17 protein-coding genes, 1 tRNA gene and 1 pseudogene are annotated in these 17238 nt (G+C 64.7%); 9 read left to right on the plus strand and 10 right to left on the minus strand.

All coding sequences use genetic code 11. From position 1 onward, the window contains the following. Positions 1-144 precede the first annotated feature (144 nt). Entirely contained in the window at positions 145-1698 is a 1554-nt protein-coding gene (locus ABIE00_RS05015; RefSeq protein ID WP_354257539.1) for an amino acid permease, read from the plus strand. A gap of 42 nt (positions 1699-1740) precedes the next feature. On the opposite strand, the gene ABIE00_RS05020 is transcribed toward ABIE00_RS05015, so the two are convergent. The 3 genes from ABIE00_RS05020 to ABIE00_RS05030 form a co-directional block, all read right to left on the minus strand. Further along, the gene (locus ABIE00_RS05020) at positions 1741-2376 is read right to left on the minus strand and encodes a DUF2461 domain-containing protein (protein WP_354257542.1); all 636 of its coding nucleotides are present in this window, start codon (positions 2374-2376) and stop codon (positions 1741-1743) included. 137 nt (positions 2377-2513) lie between these two features. Continuing rightward, the gene (locus tag ABIE00_RS05025) at positions 2514-3995 is read right to left on the minus strand and encodes a catalase (RefSeq protein ID WP_354257545.1); all 1482 of its coding nucleotides are present in this window, start codon (positions 3993-3995) and stop codon (positions 2514-2516) included. Between the two features lie 19 nt (positions 3996-4014). After that, positions 4015-4488, minus strand: a complete 474-nt coding sequence (locus tag ABIE00_RS05030; RefSeq protein ID WP_331571600.1) for a Fur family transcriptional regulator — start codon at positions 4486-4488, stop codon at positions 4015-4017. A 76-nt stretch (positions 4489-4564) separates the two neighbouring features. Here ABIE00_RS05030 and ABIE00_RS05035 point away from each other — a divergent pair, with 76 nt between their 5' ends. After that, positions 4565-5836 carry an MFS transporter gene (locus ABIE00_RS05035; protein WP_354257548.1) on the plus strand — a complete coding sequence of 424 codons (1272 nt, stop codon included), beginning with the start codon at positions 4565-4567 and terminating at the stop codon, positions 5834-5836. 40 nt (positions 5837-5876) lie between these two features. Beyond that, complete coding sequence (htpX, locus tag ABIE00_RS05040; RefSeq protein WP_354257551.1) at positions 5877-6746, plus strand: zinc metalloprotease HtpX; 870 nt, start codon at positions 5877-5879, stop codon at positions 6744-6746. A gap of 222 nt (positions 6747-6968) precedes the next feature. On the opposite strand, the gene ABIE00_RS05045 is transcribed toward htpX, so the two are convergent. Then, positions 6969-7361 carry a GNAT family N-acetyltransferase gene (locus ABIE00_RS05045; protein WP_502914200.1) on the minus strand — a complete coding sequence of 131 codons (393 nt, stop codon included), beginning with the start codon at positions 7359-7361 and terminating at the stop codon, positions 6969-6971. A gap of 100 nt (positions 7362-7461) precedes the next feature. Then, positions 7462-7953, minus strand: coding sequence for a YajQ family cyclic di-GMP-binding protein (locus ABIE00_RS05050; RefSeq protein WP_354257554.1), 492 nt, complete (start codon positions 7951-7953; stop codon positions 7462-7464). Between the two features lie 199 nt (positions 7954-8152). Here ABIE00_RS05050 and ABIE00_RS05055 point away from each other — a divergent pair, with 199 nt between their 5' ends. Then, positions 8153-8407, plus strand: a complete 255-nt coding sequence (locus tag ABIE00_RS05055; protein ID WP_354257557.1) for a hypothetical protein — start codon at positions 8153-8155, stop codon at positions 8405-8407. A 356-nt stretch (positions 8408-8763) separates the two neighbouring features. Here the strand turns inward: ABIE00_RS05055 and ABIE00_RS05060 are convergent, their stop codons facing one another. After that, a complete protein-coding gene (locus ABIE00_RS05060; RefSeq protein WP_354257560.1) occupies positions 8764-9132 on the minus strand; it encodes a hypothetical protein in 369 nt (122 codons plus the stop codon). 210 nt (positions 9133-9342) lie between these two features. On the opposite strand from ABIE00_RS05060, the gene ABIE00_RS05065 reads away from it, so the two are divergent. Next, positions 9343-9424, plus strand: a tRNA-Tyr gene (locus tag ABIE00_RS05065). Between the two features lie 61 nt (positions 9425-9485). On the opposite strand, the gene ABIE00_RS05070 is transcribed toward ABIE00_RS05065, so the two are convergent. Together ABIE00_RS05070 and ABIE00_RS05080 are read right to left on the minus strand one after the other, a co-directional pair. Beyond that, complete coding sequence (locus ABIE00_RS05070) at positions 9486-9611, minus strand: hypothetical protein (RefSeq protein ID WP_354257563.1); 126 nt, start codon at positions 9609-9611, stop codon at positions 9486-9488. A 972-nt stretch (positions 9612-10583) separates the two neighbouring features. Next, positions 10584-11585: a LysM peptidoglycan-binding domain-containing protein gene (locus tag ABIE00_RS05080; RefSeq protein ID WP_354257569.1), complete on the minus strand. Its 1002-nt coding sequence runs from the start codon at positions 11583-11585 to the stop codon at positions 10584-10586. Positions 11586-11982: 397 nt separating this feature from the next. On the opposite strand from ABIE00_RS05080, the gene trxA reads away from it, so the two are divergent. Both trxA and ABIE00_RS05090 read left to right on the plus strand, forming a co-directional pair. Continuing rightward, a complete protein-coding gene (gene trxA, locus ABIE00_RS05085) occupies positions 11983-12417 on the plus strand; it encodes a thioredoxin (protein ID WP_354257572.1) in 435 nt (144 codons plus the stop codon). A gap of 97 nt (positions 12418-12514) precedes the next feature. Beyond that, positions 12515-13288, plus strand: coding sequence for an IS30 family transposase (locus tag ABIE00_RS05090; RefSeq protein WP_354257575.1), 774 nt, complete (start codon positions 12515-12517; stop codon positions 13286-13288). Here the strand turns inward: ABIE00_RS05090 and ABIE00_RS05095 are convergent. Continuing rightward, complete coding sequence (locus tag ABIE00_RS05095) at positions 13276-14478, minus strand: IS110 family RNA-guided transposase (RefSeq protein WP_354257578.1); 1203 nt, start codon at positions 14476-14478, stop codon at positions 13276-13278. The genes ABIE00_RS05090 and ABIE00_RS05095 overlap by 13 nt on opposite strands. Before the next feature lie 237 nt (positions 14479-14715). Here ABIE00_RS05095 and ABIE00_RS05100 point away from each other — a divergent pair. Further along, positions 14716-15171 (plus strand): annotated as a pseudogene (locus ABIE00_RS05100) (IS30 family transposase); the annotation flags it as partial. Positions 15172-15246: 75 nt separating this feature from the next. Here the strand turns inward: ABIE00_RS05100 and ABIE00_RS05105 are convergent. After that, positions 15247-15525: a putative quinol monooxygenase gene (locus ABIE00_RS05105; protein WP_354257581.1), complete on the minus strand. Its 279-nt coding sequence runs from the start codon at positions 15523-15525 to the stop codon at positions 15247-15249. A 33-nt stretch (positions 15526-15558) separates the two neighbouring features. Here ABIE00_RS05105 and ABIE00_RS05110 point away from each other — a divergent pair, with 33 nt between their 5' ends. After that, positions 15559-17232 (plus strand): AMP-binding protein, encoded by a 1674-nt coding sequence (locus ABIE00_RS05110; protein ID WP_354257584.1) that lies wholly within the window; start codon positions 15559-15561, stop codon positions 17230-17232. Positions 17233-17238 lie beyond the last annotated feature (6 nt).

Raw genomic sequence — 17238 nt, forward strand, 5'->3', positions numbered from 1 at the left:
ACCGCGCAGCCGCAGCGCGGAGGAGGGCCGGGCATGGTTTTGCGTGCAGTCGTCTCAATATTCGGGACAAATATAGCCGTCCACTGGATGGACACTACACTTGATAGGTCTGTTTCCATCCCCTATCAGGACTGTGGACTTCCAATGAACCTTTTCCGGACCAAATCCATCGAGCAGTCAATAGCCGACGCCGATGAGCCCGGACGCAAGCTGAAGCGCTCCCTGAGCACCTGGGATCTGATGATCATGGGCGTCGCAGTGGCCGTCGGCGCCGGCATCTTCTCTGTGGGCGCCAAGGCCGCTGCCAACTTCGCCGGCCCCGCCGTCACCATTTCCTTCCTGGTCGCCGCCGTCACCTGCGCCCTGGCGATCATGTGCTACGCCGAGTTCGCCACTGCCATCCCGGTGGCCGGCTCCGCGTACGTTTTCACCTACGCCACCATGGGCGAGATCCTGGCCTGGATCATCGGCTGGAACCTCATCCTGGAGCTCTTCACCGCGGCCGCGGTGATCGCCAAGTACTGGGGCATCTACCTCAGCAAGGTCTTCGCCCTGATGGGCGTGGACATGCCGCCGGCCATCTCCATCGGCGGGGTTGACCTATACTGGGGCGCCTTCCTCATCGTCGCCGTCTTCACCGTGCTGCTGGTGCTCGGAACGAAGCTGTCCGCCCGCGTGGGCAACATCTTCACGCTGATCAAGATCGGCGTGGTGGTGTTCGTGATCATCGTGGGCTTCAGCTACGTGAAGCTCTCCAACTACACCCCCTTCGTCCCGGCCTCCGAACCGACGGCAAACGCCGGCGCGGCCGACGTTCTGAAGCAGTCATTCTTCGGCTTCCTGACCGGCGCCGCCCCCGCACAGTACGGCACCCTGGGCATCTTCGCCGGCGCCGCGCTGGTGTTCTTCGCCTTCATCGGCTTCGACGTGGTGGCCACCTCCGCGGAAGAGGTCAAGAACCCGCAGAAGACCCTGCCCCGCGGCATCTTCGGCGGACTGGCCCTGGTGACGCTGCTGTACATCCTGGTGTCCCTTGCACTGACCGGCATGGTCTCGTACACGCAGCTTGCCGAGGCTGAGAGCCCCACACTCACCACGGCCTTCGAGGCTGTCGGCAACACCGATGCCGCGAAGGTGATCGCCTTCGGTTCTCTCGTGGGTCTGACGACTGTGATCATGGTGCTGCTCATGGGCCTGGCCCGCGTGGTGCTGGCCATGAGCCGCGACGGCCTGCTGCCGCGCTCACTGTCCAGGACCAGCGAAAAGCGTTCGACGCCGGCCCGCCTGCAGATCATCTGCGGCGCCGCCGTTGCGCTGGTTGCCGGACTCACGAACGTGGACCTTCTCGAGGAAATGATCAACATCGGCACCCTGTCCGCCTTCGTGATGGTCAGCCTGGGCATCATCGTGCTGCGCAGGAAGCGCCCCGACCTGAAGCCGGCATTCCGCGTGCCGTTCGGCAAGGTGATTCCCGTCCTGTCCGCGGTGCTGTGCCTGTACCTGATGACCAATCTCGCCGTGGAGACCTGGATCTTCTTCGGCATCTGGCTGGTGGTGGGCATTGCCATCTACTTCGCCTACGGACAGCGGCACTCCCGCCTCAACGAAAAGTTCGCCGCCGCCAAAGCCGCGGTGAACGGCACTGCCGGCAACCTCGACGATCGGGATGAGGACGACGACGCACTGACCAAGGTCTAGCCTGACCCGATCCACGTGGGCGACCGCGCGCTGGTGGGTCTGTTACGGGGCGGCGTGCCGGCCCACCCAGTCCACCAGCGGGCGGAGCTGTTCCCAGCGGGCGGCGATCTCGCGTTCCGCCTCCGCCGAGCCGAGCCACTCGGGCTCCCCGAGGATGACACCGGCGGAGAGCGACTTGTGCTTCAGCAGTTCGGCCCGGGGATGGTCCTTCGGGAAGCCCCGCGGCACGGTTTTCAGTTTTTCGCCTTCGATGGCGAATCCGGCGGCTGCGACAGCGTCCACGATGTGCTGCAGCTGTTCGCCGGTGCTCCCGGCATCGACAGAATTGCGGTAGCGGACCAACTGCGCGGGTGAATGCGAGTGGTAGCCGCCGCCAACCAGCAGGCCGTCGGCGCTGATCTGGAGGTAGTAGCCGACGCCTTCCTGATATGAGGCGAAGGCGCCCTGCGCGGTCTTGTAGGGTGACTTGTCCGGTGAGAAGCGGACGTCACGATTGGGGCGGAAGATCTTGCCCGGACCAAAGCGCGGCTCGAGGTCAGCGAGGAGCGCGTGGAGCGGGGCTTTGACGGAATCCTGGTAGACCGCGGAATGGGCCTGCCACCAGTTGCGGTTGTTGTTCTCCTCCAGCTCAGCGTAGAACTTGGTTGCCGCGGCGGGGATGCCCTCGAATGTGCTCATGACTAAGAGCCTAGGGACCGCACGGGAGGAGAGCCACGGCAACTCCGCGTATGTGGACAATGAAGCGGCTTCTCCCGGACGCACGGAACCCCGCTACGGCTAAGCCGCGGCGGGGTTCCTGTTGCTGTCAGGTGCTGTTAGCCGATCTTGTTGGCAGCCTCAGCGTCGGAGAGCGGTGCTGCGCCGAGGTTGGCGCGCAGCTTGGCGCCGAGTTCGGCGTCAACGTTGGTCCAGTACTGGATGGCGCGTTCCTTGATGTCGGCGCGCTTCACGCCGCCGACGGCACCGGTGATGGTGTCCAGGAAACGGGCCTTCTCGCCGTCGTTGTAGACCTCACGGTACAGCGCACCGGCCTGGACGAAGTCGCCGTCCTCAGCATGCAGGGAGTGCGCGGCGTGCGTCAGCGCGCCGTCGTTCTCCCAGCCGCCACCGACAACGTCAGTGTCAACGGCAGCCGGACCACCGAACGTGTTCGGCGCGTAGACCGGCACGGAAGGAGCGTTGAACAGGAAACGTCCAGCGCCGTCCTGGCTGTAGTTGTTGACCTGGTTCTTCGGCTGGTTCACCGGGATCTGGGCGTGGTTGGTGCCCACGCGGTAGCGGTGTGCGTCGGCGTAGGAGAAGATCCGGGCCTGGAGCATCTTGTCCGGCGAAGCCGCGATACCCGGCACGAAGTTCGACGGCGCGAAGGTGGCCTGCTCGATCTGCGCGAAGTAGTTCTCCGGGTTCCGGTTCAGCTCCATGGTGCCGACCTTGATCAGCGGGTAGTCCGCGTGCGGCCAGACCTTGGTCAGGTCGAACGGGTTGAACCGGTAGGTCTTGGCGTCCTCGTACGGCATGACCTGGACGTGCAGGTCCCAGGAGGGCAGGTTGCCGGCTTCGATGTTCTCGTGCAGGTCGCGGATGTAGAAGTCCGCGTCCGAGCCGGCGAGGGCTTCGGCCTCTTCACCGGTGATGTTCTTCACGCCCTGGTTGGACTTGAAGTGGTATTTGACCCAGAAACGCTCACCCTCGGCGTTGATCCACTGGTAGGTGTGCGAACCGTAGCCCTGCATTTCGCGCCAGGAGGCCGGCAGGCCACGGTCACCCATCAGCCAGGTAACCTGGTGTGCGGACTCGGGGGACAGGGTCCAGAAGTCCCACTGCATGTCGGCGTCACGCAGGTGCGTGCCCGGCAGGCGCTTCTGGGAGTGGATGAAGTCCGGGAACTTGATGCCGTCGCGGATGAAGAACACCGGGGTGTTGTTGCCCACGAGGTCGTAGTTGCCCTCGGAGGTGTAGAACTTCACCGCGAAACCGCGGGGGTCACGCCACGTATCGGGGGAGCCGTTCTCGCCTGCTACGGAGGAGAAACGGATCAGCATCTCGGTCTCGACGCCGGGCTGCAGGAATGCGGCCTTGGTGTACTTGGAGATGTCCTCCGTGGTCTTGAACGTACCGAAAGCGCCGCCGCCCTTGGCGTGCACCACGCGCTCCGGAACCCGCTCGCGGTTGAACTGGGCGAGCTTTTCCACCAGGTAGTGGTCCGTGAGGATGATCGCGCCGTCAGCGCCGACAGCCTTGGAATGCGCGTCGGACGTGACCGGCGCACCTGACTGGGTCGTTGAAATGGCAGTCATTATTCTCCTTATTACTTAATTACTTGTCATTTACGTTTGCAGGAAGTTTTTGGGCCCGCTGGCACTCTCCGCAGATCCCCTGGTACATGACATCCGCGATCTGGATGGTCATGGGGTGGGAATCCTCGCTCCAATGCGGGGTGAGGCACGGAGCATGGCCGACAGCGCAGTCGACATCCTCCACCCGGCCGCAGCTGATGCAGATCGCATGGTGATGGTTGTCGCCCACCCGCGTCTCATACAGCGCCGGCGAATGCGGAGGTTCGAAACGGCGCAGCATCTGCAGGTCCGTCAGATCACCCAGCACCACATACACGGACTGCGCCGTCAGTTCCGGCAGTTCCTCGCGGGCAGCCGCAAGGATGTTTTCCGCCGGGGAGTGCGGGTGATGCTCGACGGCGGCCAGGACCGCCAGCCGCTGCTTGGTTACCCGGCGCCCGTGGGCACGCAGGGCCGCGGCCCATGCTTCGTGGCGTTCCGGGTGATCGGTCATGACTCCATTGAATCACCTATTCTGACTAGATCACAATAAGGCGGGGCTAAGTGCCTGCCGAGGCTAGAGTTGCCGGGTGGGAAAACTTCTGGCCGACATCACTCCGCTGCGCGAAAGCCCTGATTTCCGGCGGCTCTGGCTGGGGTCGGCGGTGTCCAACGTGGGCAGCCAGCTCACGCTGGTCGCCGTTGGTCTGGAGGTGTACCGGCTCACCCAGGACAGCCTGTACGTCGGGCTGCTCAGCATCTTTGCCCTGGTTCCGCTCGTCCTGGGCGGCCTGCTGGGCGGGTCCATTGCCGATTCCCATGACCGCCGCACGGTGGCCCTTCTGTCGTCCGCGGTGCTGTGGTTGACCACCGGCGGTCTCGCCCTCCAGGCATGGCTGGAGGTGGGCAATGTGTGGCTGCTGTATGCACTCGTAGCCGTGCAAAGCGGTGCCCAGGCGATCAACCAGCCGGCCCGCAGCGCCATCATTCCCGCGCTGTTGCGGAAGGAGCTCCTGCCGGCCGCCAACGCGCTGAACATGGTGACGTTCGGGCTGGGCATGACGGCGGGGCCGCTGTTCGCCGGCGTCCTGGTGGCCAGTGTGGGCTTCGGGTGGACGTACACGCTGGACGTCGTCAGCTTCGTCTTTGCCTTCTGGGCCCTGCTCAAGCTTCCGCCCATGCCGCCCGGCGAACAAGCGGGCCGGGCCGGGATGCGGTCCGTGGTGGAGGGCTTCCGCTTCCTGGGCACACGGCCCAACCTGCGGATGACGTTCATCCTCGACCTCGTCGCCATGATCCTCGCCCAGCCGCGGGCGGTGTTGCCGGCCATCGGTGCACTCATGATCGGCGGCGGGGAAACCACGGTGGGCATCCTGCTGGCCGCCGTGGCGGTGGGGGCCTTCCTTGCCGGCCTCTTTTCCGGGCCGCTCGGCGCGGTGCGGCGGCAGGGGACCGCCGTCGTCTGGTCGGTCATGGGGTGGGGCGCCTCGTTTGCGGCGTTCGGCCTCGTGGTGGTGCTGGCCGGGCGGTCGGGCTCCGGCGGCGTGACCTTCTGGCTGATCCCGGCAGCCCTCTGCTGCGCCCTGGCGGGAATTGCCGACTCTGTGAGTGCCGTCTTCCGCACCACCATCCTGCAGGCCGCGACCCCGGACCACCTCCGCGGCCGGCTTCAGGGGGTCTTCATCGTGGTGGTCGCCGGAGGGCCGCGGCTGGGCGACATGCTGGCAGGCGGCGGCACTAAAATTCTTAGTGAGGGCTGGGTCCTGCTGCTGGGCGGCCTCCTGTGCATCGTGGTGGCCTGGTTGGTGGCGCGGTGGCAATCCGGCTTCCTCAAGTACGACGCGCGGAACCCGGTTCCGTAGCGGCGGTGCCGGTTCCGACTTCTGAGCTGTGGAGGAAAAAGTGCACAATCACCACAACGGACTGAAAACCGCCGCGCTCTTCGGCGTGCTGTGGGCGATCCTGCTGGGCCTGGGCGCCCTCATCGCCGCCAGTACCCGCAGCTCGGCGCCGATCCTGATCATGGCGCTGATCGGCATCGGCACCACGGCCTACGGCTACTGGAACAGCGACAAGATCGCGCTCCGCTCCATGCAGGCCTACCCTGTCACCGAAGCCCAGGCACCGCAGCTGTACCAGATGGTCCGGGAGCTCTCCGCCCGCGCGAACCAGCCGATGCCGCGGATTTACGTCTCGCCCACCATGGCGCCCAACGCCTTCGCCACCGGCCGGAACCCGCAGAACGCGGCCGTCTGCTGCACGGAGGGGATCCTGCAGCTCCTCACCCCGCGGGAACTCCGGGGCGTCCTCGGCCATGAGCTCATGCACGTCTACAACCGCGACATCCTGACCTCGTCCGTGGCCGCAGCGGTAGCGGGCGTCATCACCTCGGTAGGGCAGATGCTGCTGTTCTTTGGCGGCGGGGACAGGCGCAACTCGAACCCCCTCGCCCTCATCGCGATGGCACTCCTGGCGCCGCTGGCCGCGTCCCTGATCCAGGTGGCCATCTCGCGCACCAGGGAGTACGACGCCGACGAGGACGGTTCACAGCTCACCGGCGATCCGCTGGCACTCGCGTCCGCCCTGCGCAAGATCCACCAGGGCGTGCAGGCCGCACCGCTCCCGCAGGACCAGCGGCTGGTCAACGCCTCACACCTGATGATCGCCAACCCGTTCCGCGGCGGCGGGCTCAGCAAGCTGTTCGCGACGCACCCGCCGATGCAGGACCGCATCAGCCGCCTGGAGCGGATGGCGGGCCGGCCGCTCAGCTGACCGGCCGCCGTCGTACTTCCCGCCCGCGACGCGCACCGCACCCCGCGCACCGCACTCAGCGACGCGCAAAGCACTCAGCGACGCGCAAAATGCCTGGCGCGGCCGGAATGCCCGTAGCGAGCGCAAGTTTGCGCGTCGCCTGATCAGTTGCGCGTCGTCACGCGAGCGAGCGGGCGTAGCAGACGGAGAGCGGCTCGCCCGCGTAGGGTCCGAAGTTGTCGATCACGCGGTAGCCCTCGCGTTCGTAGAAGCGGATGGCATCGGCTGGGCAATGCCGGTTTCCAGTTTGAGTTCGCTCAGGCCCAGACGGGCTGCCTCGGCCTCGAGGCTTCGCAGAACCGCCGTGGCCGCCCCGCTCCCGCGGTGGCCGGGGAGCACGAACATCCTCTTGATCTCCGCCGACCCGGCATCGAGCCGTCGCAGGGCTCCGCACGCGACGGCTGCCCCCTCGTGGTTCCGGGCGACCAGGAACACGGTGATGTCCTCGGCGCTGGGCGGCGAGCCCGGTTCGTGGTCGTCGCTGCCGTAGCGGGCGTCCAGCTCGGCCCGCTGCATCCTGCGGAGCCTCGCCCCGTCCTCGGCGTCCCACCGCTCAGGGGTGACCACGAAATTCATGTCCTGTCCTTTCGTCGCCTTCCCGGATCCCCGGCGGCCGGATGCGCAGACGGGCCGGGGACGCCCGAATTGGTGCGTCCCCGGCCCGTTGACATTTTGCTTAGCTGCGGAAGTTCACGAACTGAAGATCCGCCTCGTCGAAGTCCTTCAGCAGGGCCATGGTGGCCTGAAGGTCGTCGCGGGACTTGGACGTGACGCGCAGTTCGTCGCCCTGGATCTGGGACTTGACGGACTTCGGGGCCTCGTCGCGGATGAGCTTGTTGATCTTCTTGGCCAGGTCCTGCGCGATGCCTTCCTTGATGAAGGCCTCCAGCCGGTATTCCTTGCCGGAAGCGTAGGGCTCGCCGGTGTCCAGGGACTTGAGCGAGATGCCGCGCCGGATCAGCTTGGACTGCAGCACGTCCAGCACGGCCAGCACGCGCTCCTCGGAGTTCGCCTTCATCAGGATCTTCTCGCCGCTGAAATCGACCTCGGCGCCGACGCCCTTGAAGTCATAGCGCTGGGCGAGCTCCTTCTGCGCCTGGTTCAGCGCGTTGGCCACCTCCTGCTTGTCTACTTTGCTTACGACGTCGAATGTGGACTCGCCTGCCATGACTCTCCTTTGCTGGTGCATGCTTCGCCCGGGCCGTAAGGCTCCGGGCAGGGTGTGGGTATCTGGATTCCAGCGTAGTACGGATGGCGGTGATGTGAAGGTGGGCAGCATTCACAGTTCACTCATAGCCAAGTCTTGGTGGGAACGAAGTTTTGACGCCCAGAGTTGTAGCAGTTGGAAGCCGCTCGGAAGGAAAGCAATGACCCACAAGGCCGTCCGCTACGTCACCAAGTCCACCGCTGCAGCCGCCGGAACCATCGCCACCGCCGCCTCGTCCGTGGCCGCCGCTGCCGTGGCTGCATCCATCATCCTCAGCCCCGTAGCCGACGCCTCTACCCGGATGGAAGGGGTGCAGGCGGATCTCCAGCGGGCCGTGCAGCTGAACCAGATCACCGAGGAGCAGGCGCTGCGGTTCGAGGCCAAGCTCGCCGGCCGGATCCTCGGCGAAGCCTAGTCTTCCGTGGAAATTCGGCCCGCAGTTCCCCGACCTGTTGCCTCATTGCGATACCTCCGGGAGGTCAGTACTTCCAGCCCCTGCTGACGGACTTGAGCGCATCCGGCTGAGCGCGGTTATCATCTGAATGATCGGGCGCCACGGTATCCTTTCATCCCGGATCGCGTGGTGGTGAACGGCCCCGTTGGTTGCCCGCCAGACCCTTCTCCACAAATCCGGACTGCGTCGTTCCTCTCGCCCAGCCCGCGGACCGCTTCCTCATGCTCTTGACAAACGAGACCTACATATCAGACCTACATATCAGGTGTGTGAGCGTCCCCTCGGGATGAAATCGATGTTCTCCCGCCAGCTTGCCATCAATCGTCGCCGAGCTCCTGCGCATCTGCAGATCCGCCTGGGTGTCGGCGATGACTATCTCCTCCCGGTCGCGGCGCAACCGGCACCAAGACCGGCAACATCGGGGAAACCAGCCTGCCGGCCGGGGTCCGCAGGACCGCCCAGCACTTGATGAGAGCCGGCAGCAGGTCCGGCCCGTAGACCGGGGTCCGGCCTGGCCTGGGTCTGACCATTTTCAACACAAGCGCTTCCGGCAGCGCCGCCTTGGCATAACCGCGGTGCTGACCAGTCAGGTCGACGAGCTCGTCCAGGATCCGGAACTTCCCTGTACGGACGGCGCTCTGAAAGGCAATGGCTTTCTTCTTTGACACGGCTTGCTGTTGGACCATCGTTAGCTGCTTAAAACGGGCATAGTCCGCAACCGCCGCCAACACTCACCACCAGGCCGCTGCGCGGAGGTATCCAAATGAGGGAGCCGGCTACGCGGAGGTTTTCATTGAGTCAACGCGCCCGATTTCATTCTTCGGCAGAAGTTCTGTAAGGTTGTCTTGCCCGCGGTTGATGGAGACATCGGCCGGGGTGACCTTCATTTGAAGTTCGGCAGATTACCCGAGCGGCCAAAGGGGGCTGACTGTAAATCAGCTGGCAACGCCTACGGGGGTTCGAATCCCTCATCTGCCACGTTTGTGATGTGTCGGGACATTGAGTAAAGATGTCCCGACACATCGACCGCACCCTCGGCCTACAGGCCGGGGGTGTTTTGTTTTTTCGGCTGGGAGCCGCGTGCGGGATCGACGGTGAACTTGGCAAGGATTTTGCCGATGCCGTGCTCGAGCTCCCTGCGGTGCACATTATGCCTCGAACCCATGCAAGCTCCTTTGCGGCATGGCGCGGCATCTGTGCTCAAGCGGGAAGTCGCTGTCGACGACTTCTTGCAGGTGAGGGCATCCTGTAACTGAGAGTCGGCCGCCGCGGCCGCTGACTTGGCTCGGCGGAGGCCTTCTCTACAGCATGTCGGTGCCTCCGCGGCTACTGGGCCGGGGCAGCTTTGCCAAGCTGCAGAACGTCCCCCGGAACCACAACGGCATTCGGGGCAAGGCCGTTGAGGGTCAGCAGCTTCGTACGGTCCAGACCGAACCGCTTCGCTATTGCGTCTAGAGTGTCTCCCGCGACTACGATGTATGAAGCCGCTGAAGGCGTCCTTTCGGCACGTGCCGCAGCCGTCTGCTGGGCGGCCTTACGCGTCGCGGAAGGTTCGGCGCCCGGGGCAGCAGCCAGCAGGGGACTTTCTGCGGGGCGGGCTGGCTCATGATCTAACGCGGGCCAAGGAGGGTCCACAGAAGCGAGCGGGATGGGCGGTACCAGCCTAACGACAGCCTGGCTAGCTCCATTTGAAGGACCAATCACCATATTCATGGCTACCGTTCCCGTTACGAGAACGGCGGCAATCAGAGCGCTGGTAAGGTCGAGTCCTGCTCGCAGGCTTTTCGGGCCGAAGCCGAACGGCCGCATGTCGCCTGGCTGCAGCCCGGTTCTTTCCTTTTGAGTCATTGGATTCCCCAAATCACTCCGCCTAGTTTGCAAATCAACGCGCGAAGCCTGTACTTACCGGTGGAAATCGCCGAGATTTCCACAAGCCTGGACGTTTTGGAAAGTGAGGCACGATCTCCATCGTGCCGCCCCAGTAAGACGATTCTAGGGGCTCTCCATACCGGCAAGCACGCGTAGCCAGTACGCATTTTTTTCAGTTGTGCTACTTGGTTGCGGCTCTTTCTGCACAGGTTTTGGTTGTTCGCGAAACCAGAAAACACAGTAGTCCCTGGGTGCAGGCACAGCACGTTCAGTTCAGCGCGATGACAAGCATCTGGGTGGTGCCCGGAATGCAGGTTTGCAGGACCGCCCGGGGGAACCCGCCGAACACCGCAGCGACGTCGTTGGTGGTGCCAGGGTTCGGCACCTGGCTCCGGGCCGAGACCCGGTACGAGCCGTAGCCCGGAATGTCGACCCGTTCGCCGACGCTGATACCCGAGAACCTGGCCCAGCCGCCGCAGAAGTCGTGCTCGGTGATGAAGAGCGAGTACCCGTCGGTGGGCGTGAAATGGATGGGGCCGATGCAGCTGTCCACCATCGCCTGGCCACCGGCGCCCGCAACATAGATGGTCCGCACTGCAGGAGCGGGAGCCGGTGCCGGTGCAGGTGCTGCCACTGGAGCGGGTGCCGGTGCAGACATGGCGCGGCCGCTGAGCTTGAGGGTCTGGCCCGGAAATATGACCGAGCTGCGGCCAAGGCCGTTGGCTGCCAGCATGCCGCCGGCGCTGACGTTGAAGCGTGCGGCAATGGAGTTGACCGTGTCGCCGGCAACCACCCGGTACGTGGCGGGCCTGGGCGCAGGGGACGGAGCAACCTTGCGGACGGTAACTGTCTTAGCGGGTGCCTTCACCGCCGCCTTGGTTGGTGCCTTGGTGGCCGTCGTTTTTGCCGCTTTGGCTGCTGGCTTCACGGGTGCCTTTGCCTGCACCGTGGTGGCAGGCGCGGCGGCCAGCGCCTTGGCCGGCACACTTGCGGCGGGTGCGGCGGCCGCTGCCGACGAAGCCGCCGGGACTGGCCGTTCTACTGCCTGTTCGCCGGCGGCCGGTTGGCCGACGGCGGCAGCCGGGCTCCCGCCGTCGGACGCCATCAGCGCACTGATGCCCGTTGACGCCCCCAAAAGGGCGGCGGACACCGCCGCGGAAATGATCACCACGCGTGCAGCGGGCCTTCCGGCCAGCGGTCCGTGCCTGCGCCGCGGGTTGTTGCCGTGGCCAGGCGTGTTCTGCGGATCTGGCGTGTCCTGCTGGTTCATGGCGGACCCTTGCTTCGTGCGCATGCGGTGTCCGGATGCGCGTCGGACGGTGACGCGCAGACACAGGAGGCGCTCGGGCCCAAAGGCGGAAGCACGGCATATGGGGCGCATGACCGCTATTCATGAGTGGCGCACGCTGCTCGCTAGCGTGCCGGCCCCAGCCTGATTCGAGTGTAGGAAGCACCGCGCAGGGACTGCACGAGTAGGGGATACCTGTTTTTCCGGGAGCGGGCACTTGTTTTCCGCAGGTAGCGGCCGCGCAGCCGGTCAGGGGGCCGGCTACACGCACAGGCGGCCTGACCGGAAGCGCCGGGCGCAAAAAATTCCCGGTGACGCGGGGAGCGAACAAGGCTATGGTGCGCGGGACTTACGGACACGGCTCGCGTACGGTTGAACCATGGCTACCGTTGACATCACAGGTGAACAGTTCGCATCGACCATCGAGGGCAACGACATTGTCCTGGTGGACTTCTGGGCTGAATGGTGTGGCCCCTGCCGCCAGTTCGCGCCCACGTACTCTGCGGCGTCAGAGAAGCACCCGGACGTCGTCTTCGCGAAGGTGGACACCGAAGCCGAGCAGCAGCTGGCAGCGGAGGCGGGCATCTCCTCGATCCCCACGCTGATGGCATTCCGCGAGAAGGTGCTGGTGTTCTCACAGCCCGGTGCGCTGCCCGCCGCGCAGCTTGAGCAGGTCATCGACGCCGTCAAGGCGCTCGACATGGAGGAAGTCCACGCGCACGTGGCCCGCTCCCAGGCCGAGGCAGCCGCTGCCGCGGGCAACAGCAGCAAGACCTCCGGGCCCCAGGACGGCTCGCAGATCCCCGACTTCTAAAGGGTCTCTTAAACAAGCAAGGCGGGGTCACTTAGCGCCCAATAACCCCTCGGCAGAATCATACGGTCGTTGCAACATCTGATTTCTGGAGGTTGCCATGCCGAGTGGTTATCGGGCGCCCGATGCGCTGAAGGATGAGTTCTTTTCGCTGCTGCGGCAGGGGGTGTCGGTGAAGGAAGCCTCTGCCCGGATCGGGGTGTGGCGCAGTACTACGCAGCGGTGGCTGGGTAAGACTGGCGGCATGCAGATGCGTATGGGTGTTGACGGGGGCGTTGAGGCCGGCCCGGTGCCGGCTGTCCGGCCGGAATCCAACCGGCTTGATCTGGTGGACCGGGCGGTGATCATGATCCGGGTCCGCGAGGGCGCCAAGGTCGCAGCGATCGCCCGGGAGATCGGCAGGAACAGGTCGGTAGTGTGGCGGGAAATCCGCCGGAACCAGTGCGCTGATGGAACGTATCAGGCCGATGTGGCACAGATTCGTACCCATCAGCGTGCCCGGCGGCCTAAGGCTTTCAGGCTTCAGAATCCGGACCTGGCCAAATACGTCGAGGACGCCATGGATGATGGCTGGTCCCCGAAGCTGGTGTCCTTGGTTCTAGAGGACACCTTCGGTCACGATGAGAGCATGCAGGTCAGCCACGAAACGATCTATCAGAGCCTCTATGTCCAGGGCCGGGGCGAGCTGCGCAAAGATCTTTACCGGTGCCTGAGCACCAGCCGGAGCAAACGCGTGTCCCGCGGTGAGCGGCCCCGCGGAGCTGCAGGCCAGCACTACAAGGATGCTCCGAAGATCTCAGAACGCCCCGCCGAAACCGCAGACCGCGCCGTGCCGGGCCATTGGGAATCTCAATGCTTCTGTCAAGCCGCTTGAGCGGTGATGCGTTGCATTGGTTCCTGGTAGATAGTGTGATCGCGGAGCATGGCCCAGAGGACGTTGATGCGGCGTCTGGCGAGTGCGATGAGGGCCTGTTTATGTGACTTTCCTTCTCCGCGCTTCCGGTCGTAGTAGGTTCTTGAGGCCGGGCTGTTCTTGAGGCTGGAGAGGGCGGCGAGGTAGCAGGTTCGCAGGAGCCTGCGGTTGAAGCGACGGGGTCGGTGGAGGTTTCCGCTGATTCGTCCGGAGTCGCGCGGGACGGGAGCTAGGCCAGCGACGCTGGCGAGCCGGTCGACTGGGTCGAATGCGTTCAGGTTGCCGCCGATGTTCGCGAGGAAGGTTGCTGCGAGGACGGGGCCGAACCCAGGCATGGTGAGCAGAACATCGGCGCTTTCGTGCTGCCGGAACAGGTCGGTGATCTGCGCATCGACGTCAGCGATTTCTGCATCGAGGGTGCTGATTTGCTCTGCCAGCCGGACGACCAGGGCAGAGCCTGTGGCCTGAGTGGGCAGGACTGTGTGCTGGGAGTTCGCGGCTATCAGTGCCTTCTCGGCCATCTTGGCACTGTTGCGGCAGCCGCGTTTCTTCAGCCAGCCGGTGAGTCGGGTCAGCCCTATCCGCCGGATGCCCTCGGGGGTCTGGTAGCCACCCAGGAGGATCAGGGGTGCCTTTTTCGAGTAGTCGAACGCGCGCTCGAGAGCCGGGAAGTATTCCAGCAAGGTGGCGCGGAGCCGGTTGATTGCCCGGACACGGTCGCAGATCAGATCCGTCCGGCGGGCGGTGAGGAGCCTCAGGTCCACACTGATCTGGTCCGCGCCGCGGACTGGCTGCAGGTCCGTGCGCATCCGTGCCTGGTCAGCAATGATCCTGGCGTCTTTCGCGTCAGTCTTGCCGTCTCCGCGGTAGGTCGCCGCGGCGTGATGCACAATCCGTCCAGGGATATACAGCAGTTGCTGGGCGTGCGCGGTAAGCAGCTCGATCAGCAGGGCAGCGCCGCCGGCATTTAGATCCGTGGCCCAACAGACTTCGCCGCCAGCCGCGATCTCCGCGACCGTGGCAATGAGATCGAGGAGTGCGCTTTCGTCGTTCTCGACCCGTTTCGAGAGCAGCACCGCCCCTGTCTGATCGATTACGACGCAATGATGTTCCCTCTTGCCCGAGTCGATTCCTGCCCAGTAAGCCGACATATTCAGTCCCCTTTGATCAGCTCCAATTTCGGTTGGCCCTGTCGATAACTACGCCGGCACGTCCTTACCCAACGATCAATGTCGTAATTCTCAATCAGCGGTCGAGTCATCGGCGGGCAGCGGGCGGCCATTCCCAGTGAGCCGTCCAAGCGGCTAGGAGACTTGTGCCATGCCCGCCGCCCGAGGGTGATCGAAACACTACGACAGCTCCGAAATCACCCACAACAACAACGTAAGGAAGGTGACCTCATCATCGGCAAGGACGGCGGCAGCGCCATCGGCACCCTGGTCGAGCGCAGCACCCGCTACACGGTCCTGCTGCACCTGCCAGGTCCGCACACAGCCCAGGAAGTAGCCGACGCCATGATCGCCCAGATGCGCCGGCTCCCGGATCAGCTGGTCAAGACCGTGACCTGGGACCGTGGTACCGAAATGGTGCAGTACCCCCGCATCCGCATGGCGCTGGATGCGGGGGTGTACTTCTGCGATCCGCACTCGCCATGGCAGCGCGGAACCAACGAGAACACCAACCGGCTGCTGCGTCACTGGTTCGAAAAAGGCACAGACCTCTCAGGCTTCACCGCGGAGGACCTCGAAATCATCGCCGGGAAACTCAACAACCGGCCCCGCCCCACACTGAACCTCGAAACACCCAAACAACGCATGCGCCAACTCATCGCCGCCGCAGCGTGACCATCATGTTGCAACGACCCATTGACTTTGAGGCCCGAAATTGGGCGATAAGTGACCCCGTTGTTTTTCGAGAAACTAGAGGCGTTCCACCTGGGCAGGTTCGGCCAGGAGGGCGCTGAGGGATTCGTTCAGGTCCTGCAGGGCAATGCCCTTGGAGTGCGCGTCGAGGGCCTCTTCCGACTCCCACTGCTCGGTCAGGACCAGCTTCTCCTCCGTCGCCTCGGTGAGCTCGTACCGGAGGCAGCCGGGCTCGTTGACTACCTCGTCAATGGCGATTTCCAGGGCGAGCTTCACGCGGAAGAATTCGCCGTCGTTGGGGATGAACGTGGCCTGCAAGTCGATGGGTGCACTCATGGATTTCACAATACCGGCTTGATAGCGTGCCTTATGCGCGCTTACACCGCCGGGGACGCGGACGTCCCCCTGCTCGAGGAAACCATCGGCGAGAACTTTGAGCGCGTGGTGGCGCAGTTCCCCTTACACGACGCGCTGATCGAGGCCGCCCCCGTGCCCGGCGCGGACGCCCGCCGCTGGAGCTACACCAAACTGAACGACGACGTCGACCGGCTGGCCCGGGCGCTCCTCGCCCTTGGCGTCGCAAAGGGGGAGCGGATCGGCATCTGGAGTCCGAACTGCGCGGAATGGACCATCCTGCAGTACGCCACGGCGAAGATCGGGGCGGTCCTGGTCAACGTGAATCCGTCCTACCGCAGCCATGAGCTGGAGTTCGTGGTGAAACAGAACGGCATGCGGATGCTGGTCGCGGCGCCGTCGGACCGGAACAGTGACTATGTGGGGATGGCACGCCAGGCGCTCGCAGTATGCCCGGACCTCCGGGAGCTCGTGTTCCTGCCTGACTTCGAATTGGAAGGACTCGACGCCGGGGTCCCCCTGGGTGACCAGGAGCTCACGTACGCCGAGCTGCTCAAGCGGGCGGACGCCGTCGGGCATTCGGTCCTGAAGACCCGCATGGCGGGTCTGGATCCGCACGATCCCATCAACCTGCAGTACACGTCCGGAACCACGGGCTTCCCCAAGGGCGCCACGCTGACGCACCACAACATCCTCAACAACGGGTACTCCATCGGCGAGCTGCTCAAGTACACCGAGCACGACCGGGTGGTGATTCCGGTGCCGTTCTACCACTGTTTCGGAATGGTGATCGGCAACCTGAACGCGCTGAGCCACGGTGCCGCAACAATCATCCCGGGGCGCGGATTCACACCGGCCGCCGCGCTGGAGGCCGTCCAGGATTTCGGCGGCACCTCCCTCTACGGGGTGCCCACCATGTTCATCGCCGAACTAGCGCTGCCTGACTTCGCCTCCTACGACCTCTCCACGCTCCGTACCGGGGTCATGGCCGGATCGCTGTGCCCCATCGAGGTGATGAACCGGGTGATTTCCGAGATGAACATGCGGGACGTCGCCATCTGCTACGGCATGACCGAGACGTCGCCGGTGTCCACCATGACCCGCGGCGGGGACACGCTGCAGCAGCGCACGGAAACGGTGGGCCGCACCATGCCGCGGCTGGAAAGCAAGATCGTGGACCCCATGGGAGAGGTGGTGGAGCGCGGCGAGATCGGTGAACTGTGCACGCGCGGCTACGCCGTGATGCAGGGGTACTGGAACCAGCCGGAGAAGACTGCCGAGGCAATCGACGCCGACGGCTGGATGCACACCGGCGACCTGGCGCGCATGGACGACGAAGGGTACGTGGTGATCGAGGGCCGGATGAAGGACATGGTGATCCGCGGCGGCGAGAACATCTACCCGCGCGAGATCGAGGAGTTCCTCTACACCCATCCGTCCATCCAGGACGTCCAGGTGATCGGCGTGCCCGATGCAAGGTACGGCGAGGAGCTGATGGCCTGCATCATCCTCAAGCCCGGGGCCGAACCGCTGGATGCGGCGGCTGTGGCGGAGTTCTGCCGCGGGAAGCTGGCGCACTACAAGGTGCCCCGCTACGTCGAGGTCCGCGACAGTTTCCCCATGACGGTGTCCGGCAAGATCCGCAAGGTGGAGATGCGCGAGGAAGCCGTCGCCCGGCTGGGCCTCTAGAAGCAA

Origin of the sequence: Arthrobacter sp. OAP107, assembly GCF_040546765.1 — a bacterium.
Classification (GTDB): domain Bacteria; phylum Actinomycetota; class Actinomycetes; order Actinomycetales; family Micrococcaceae; genus Arthrobacter.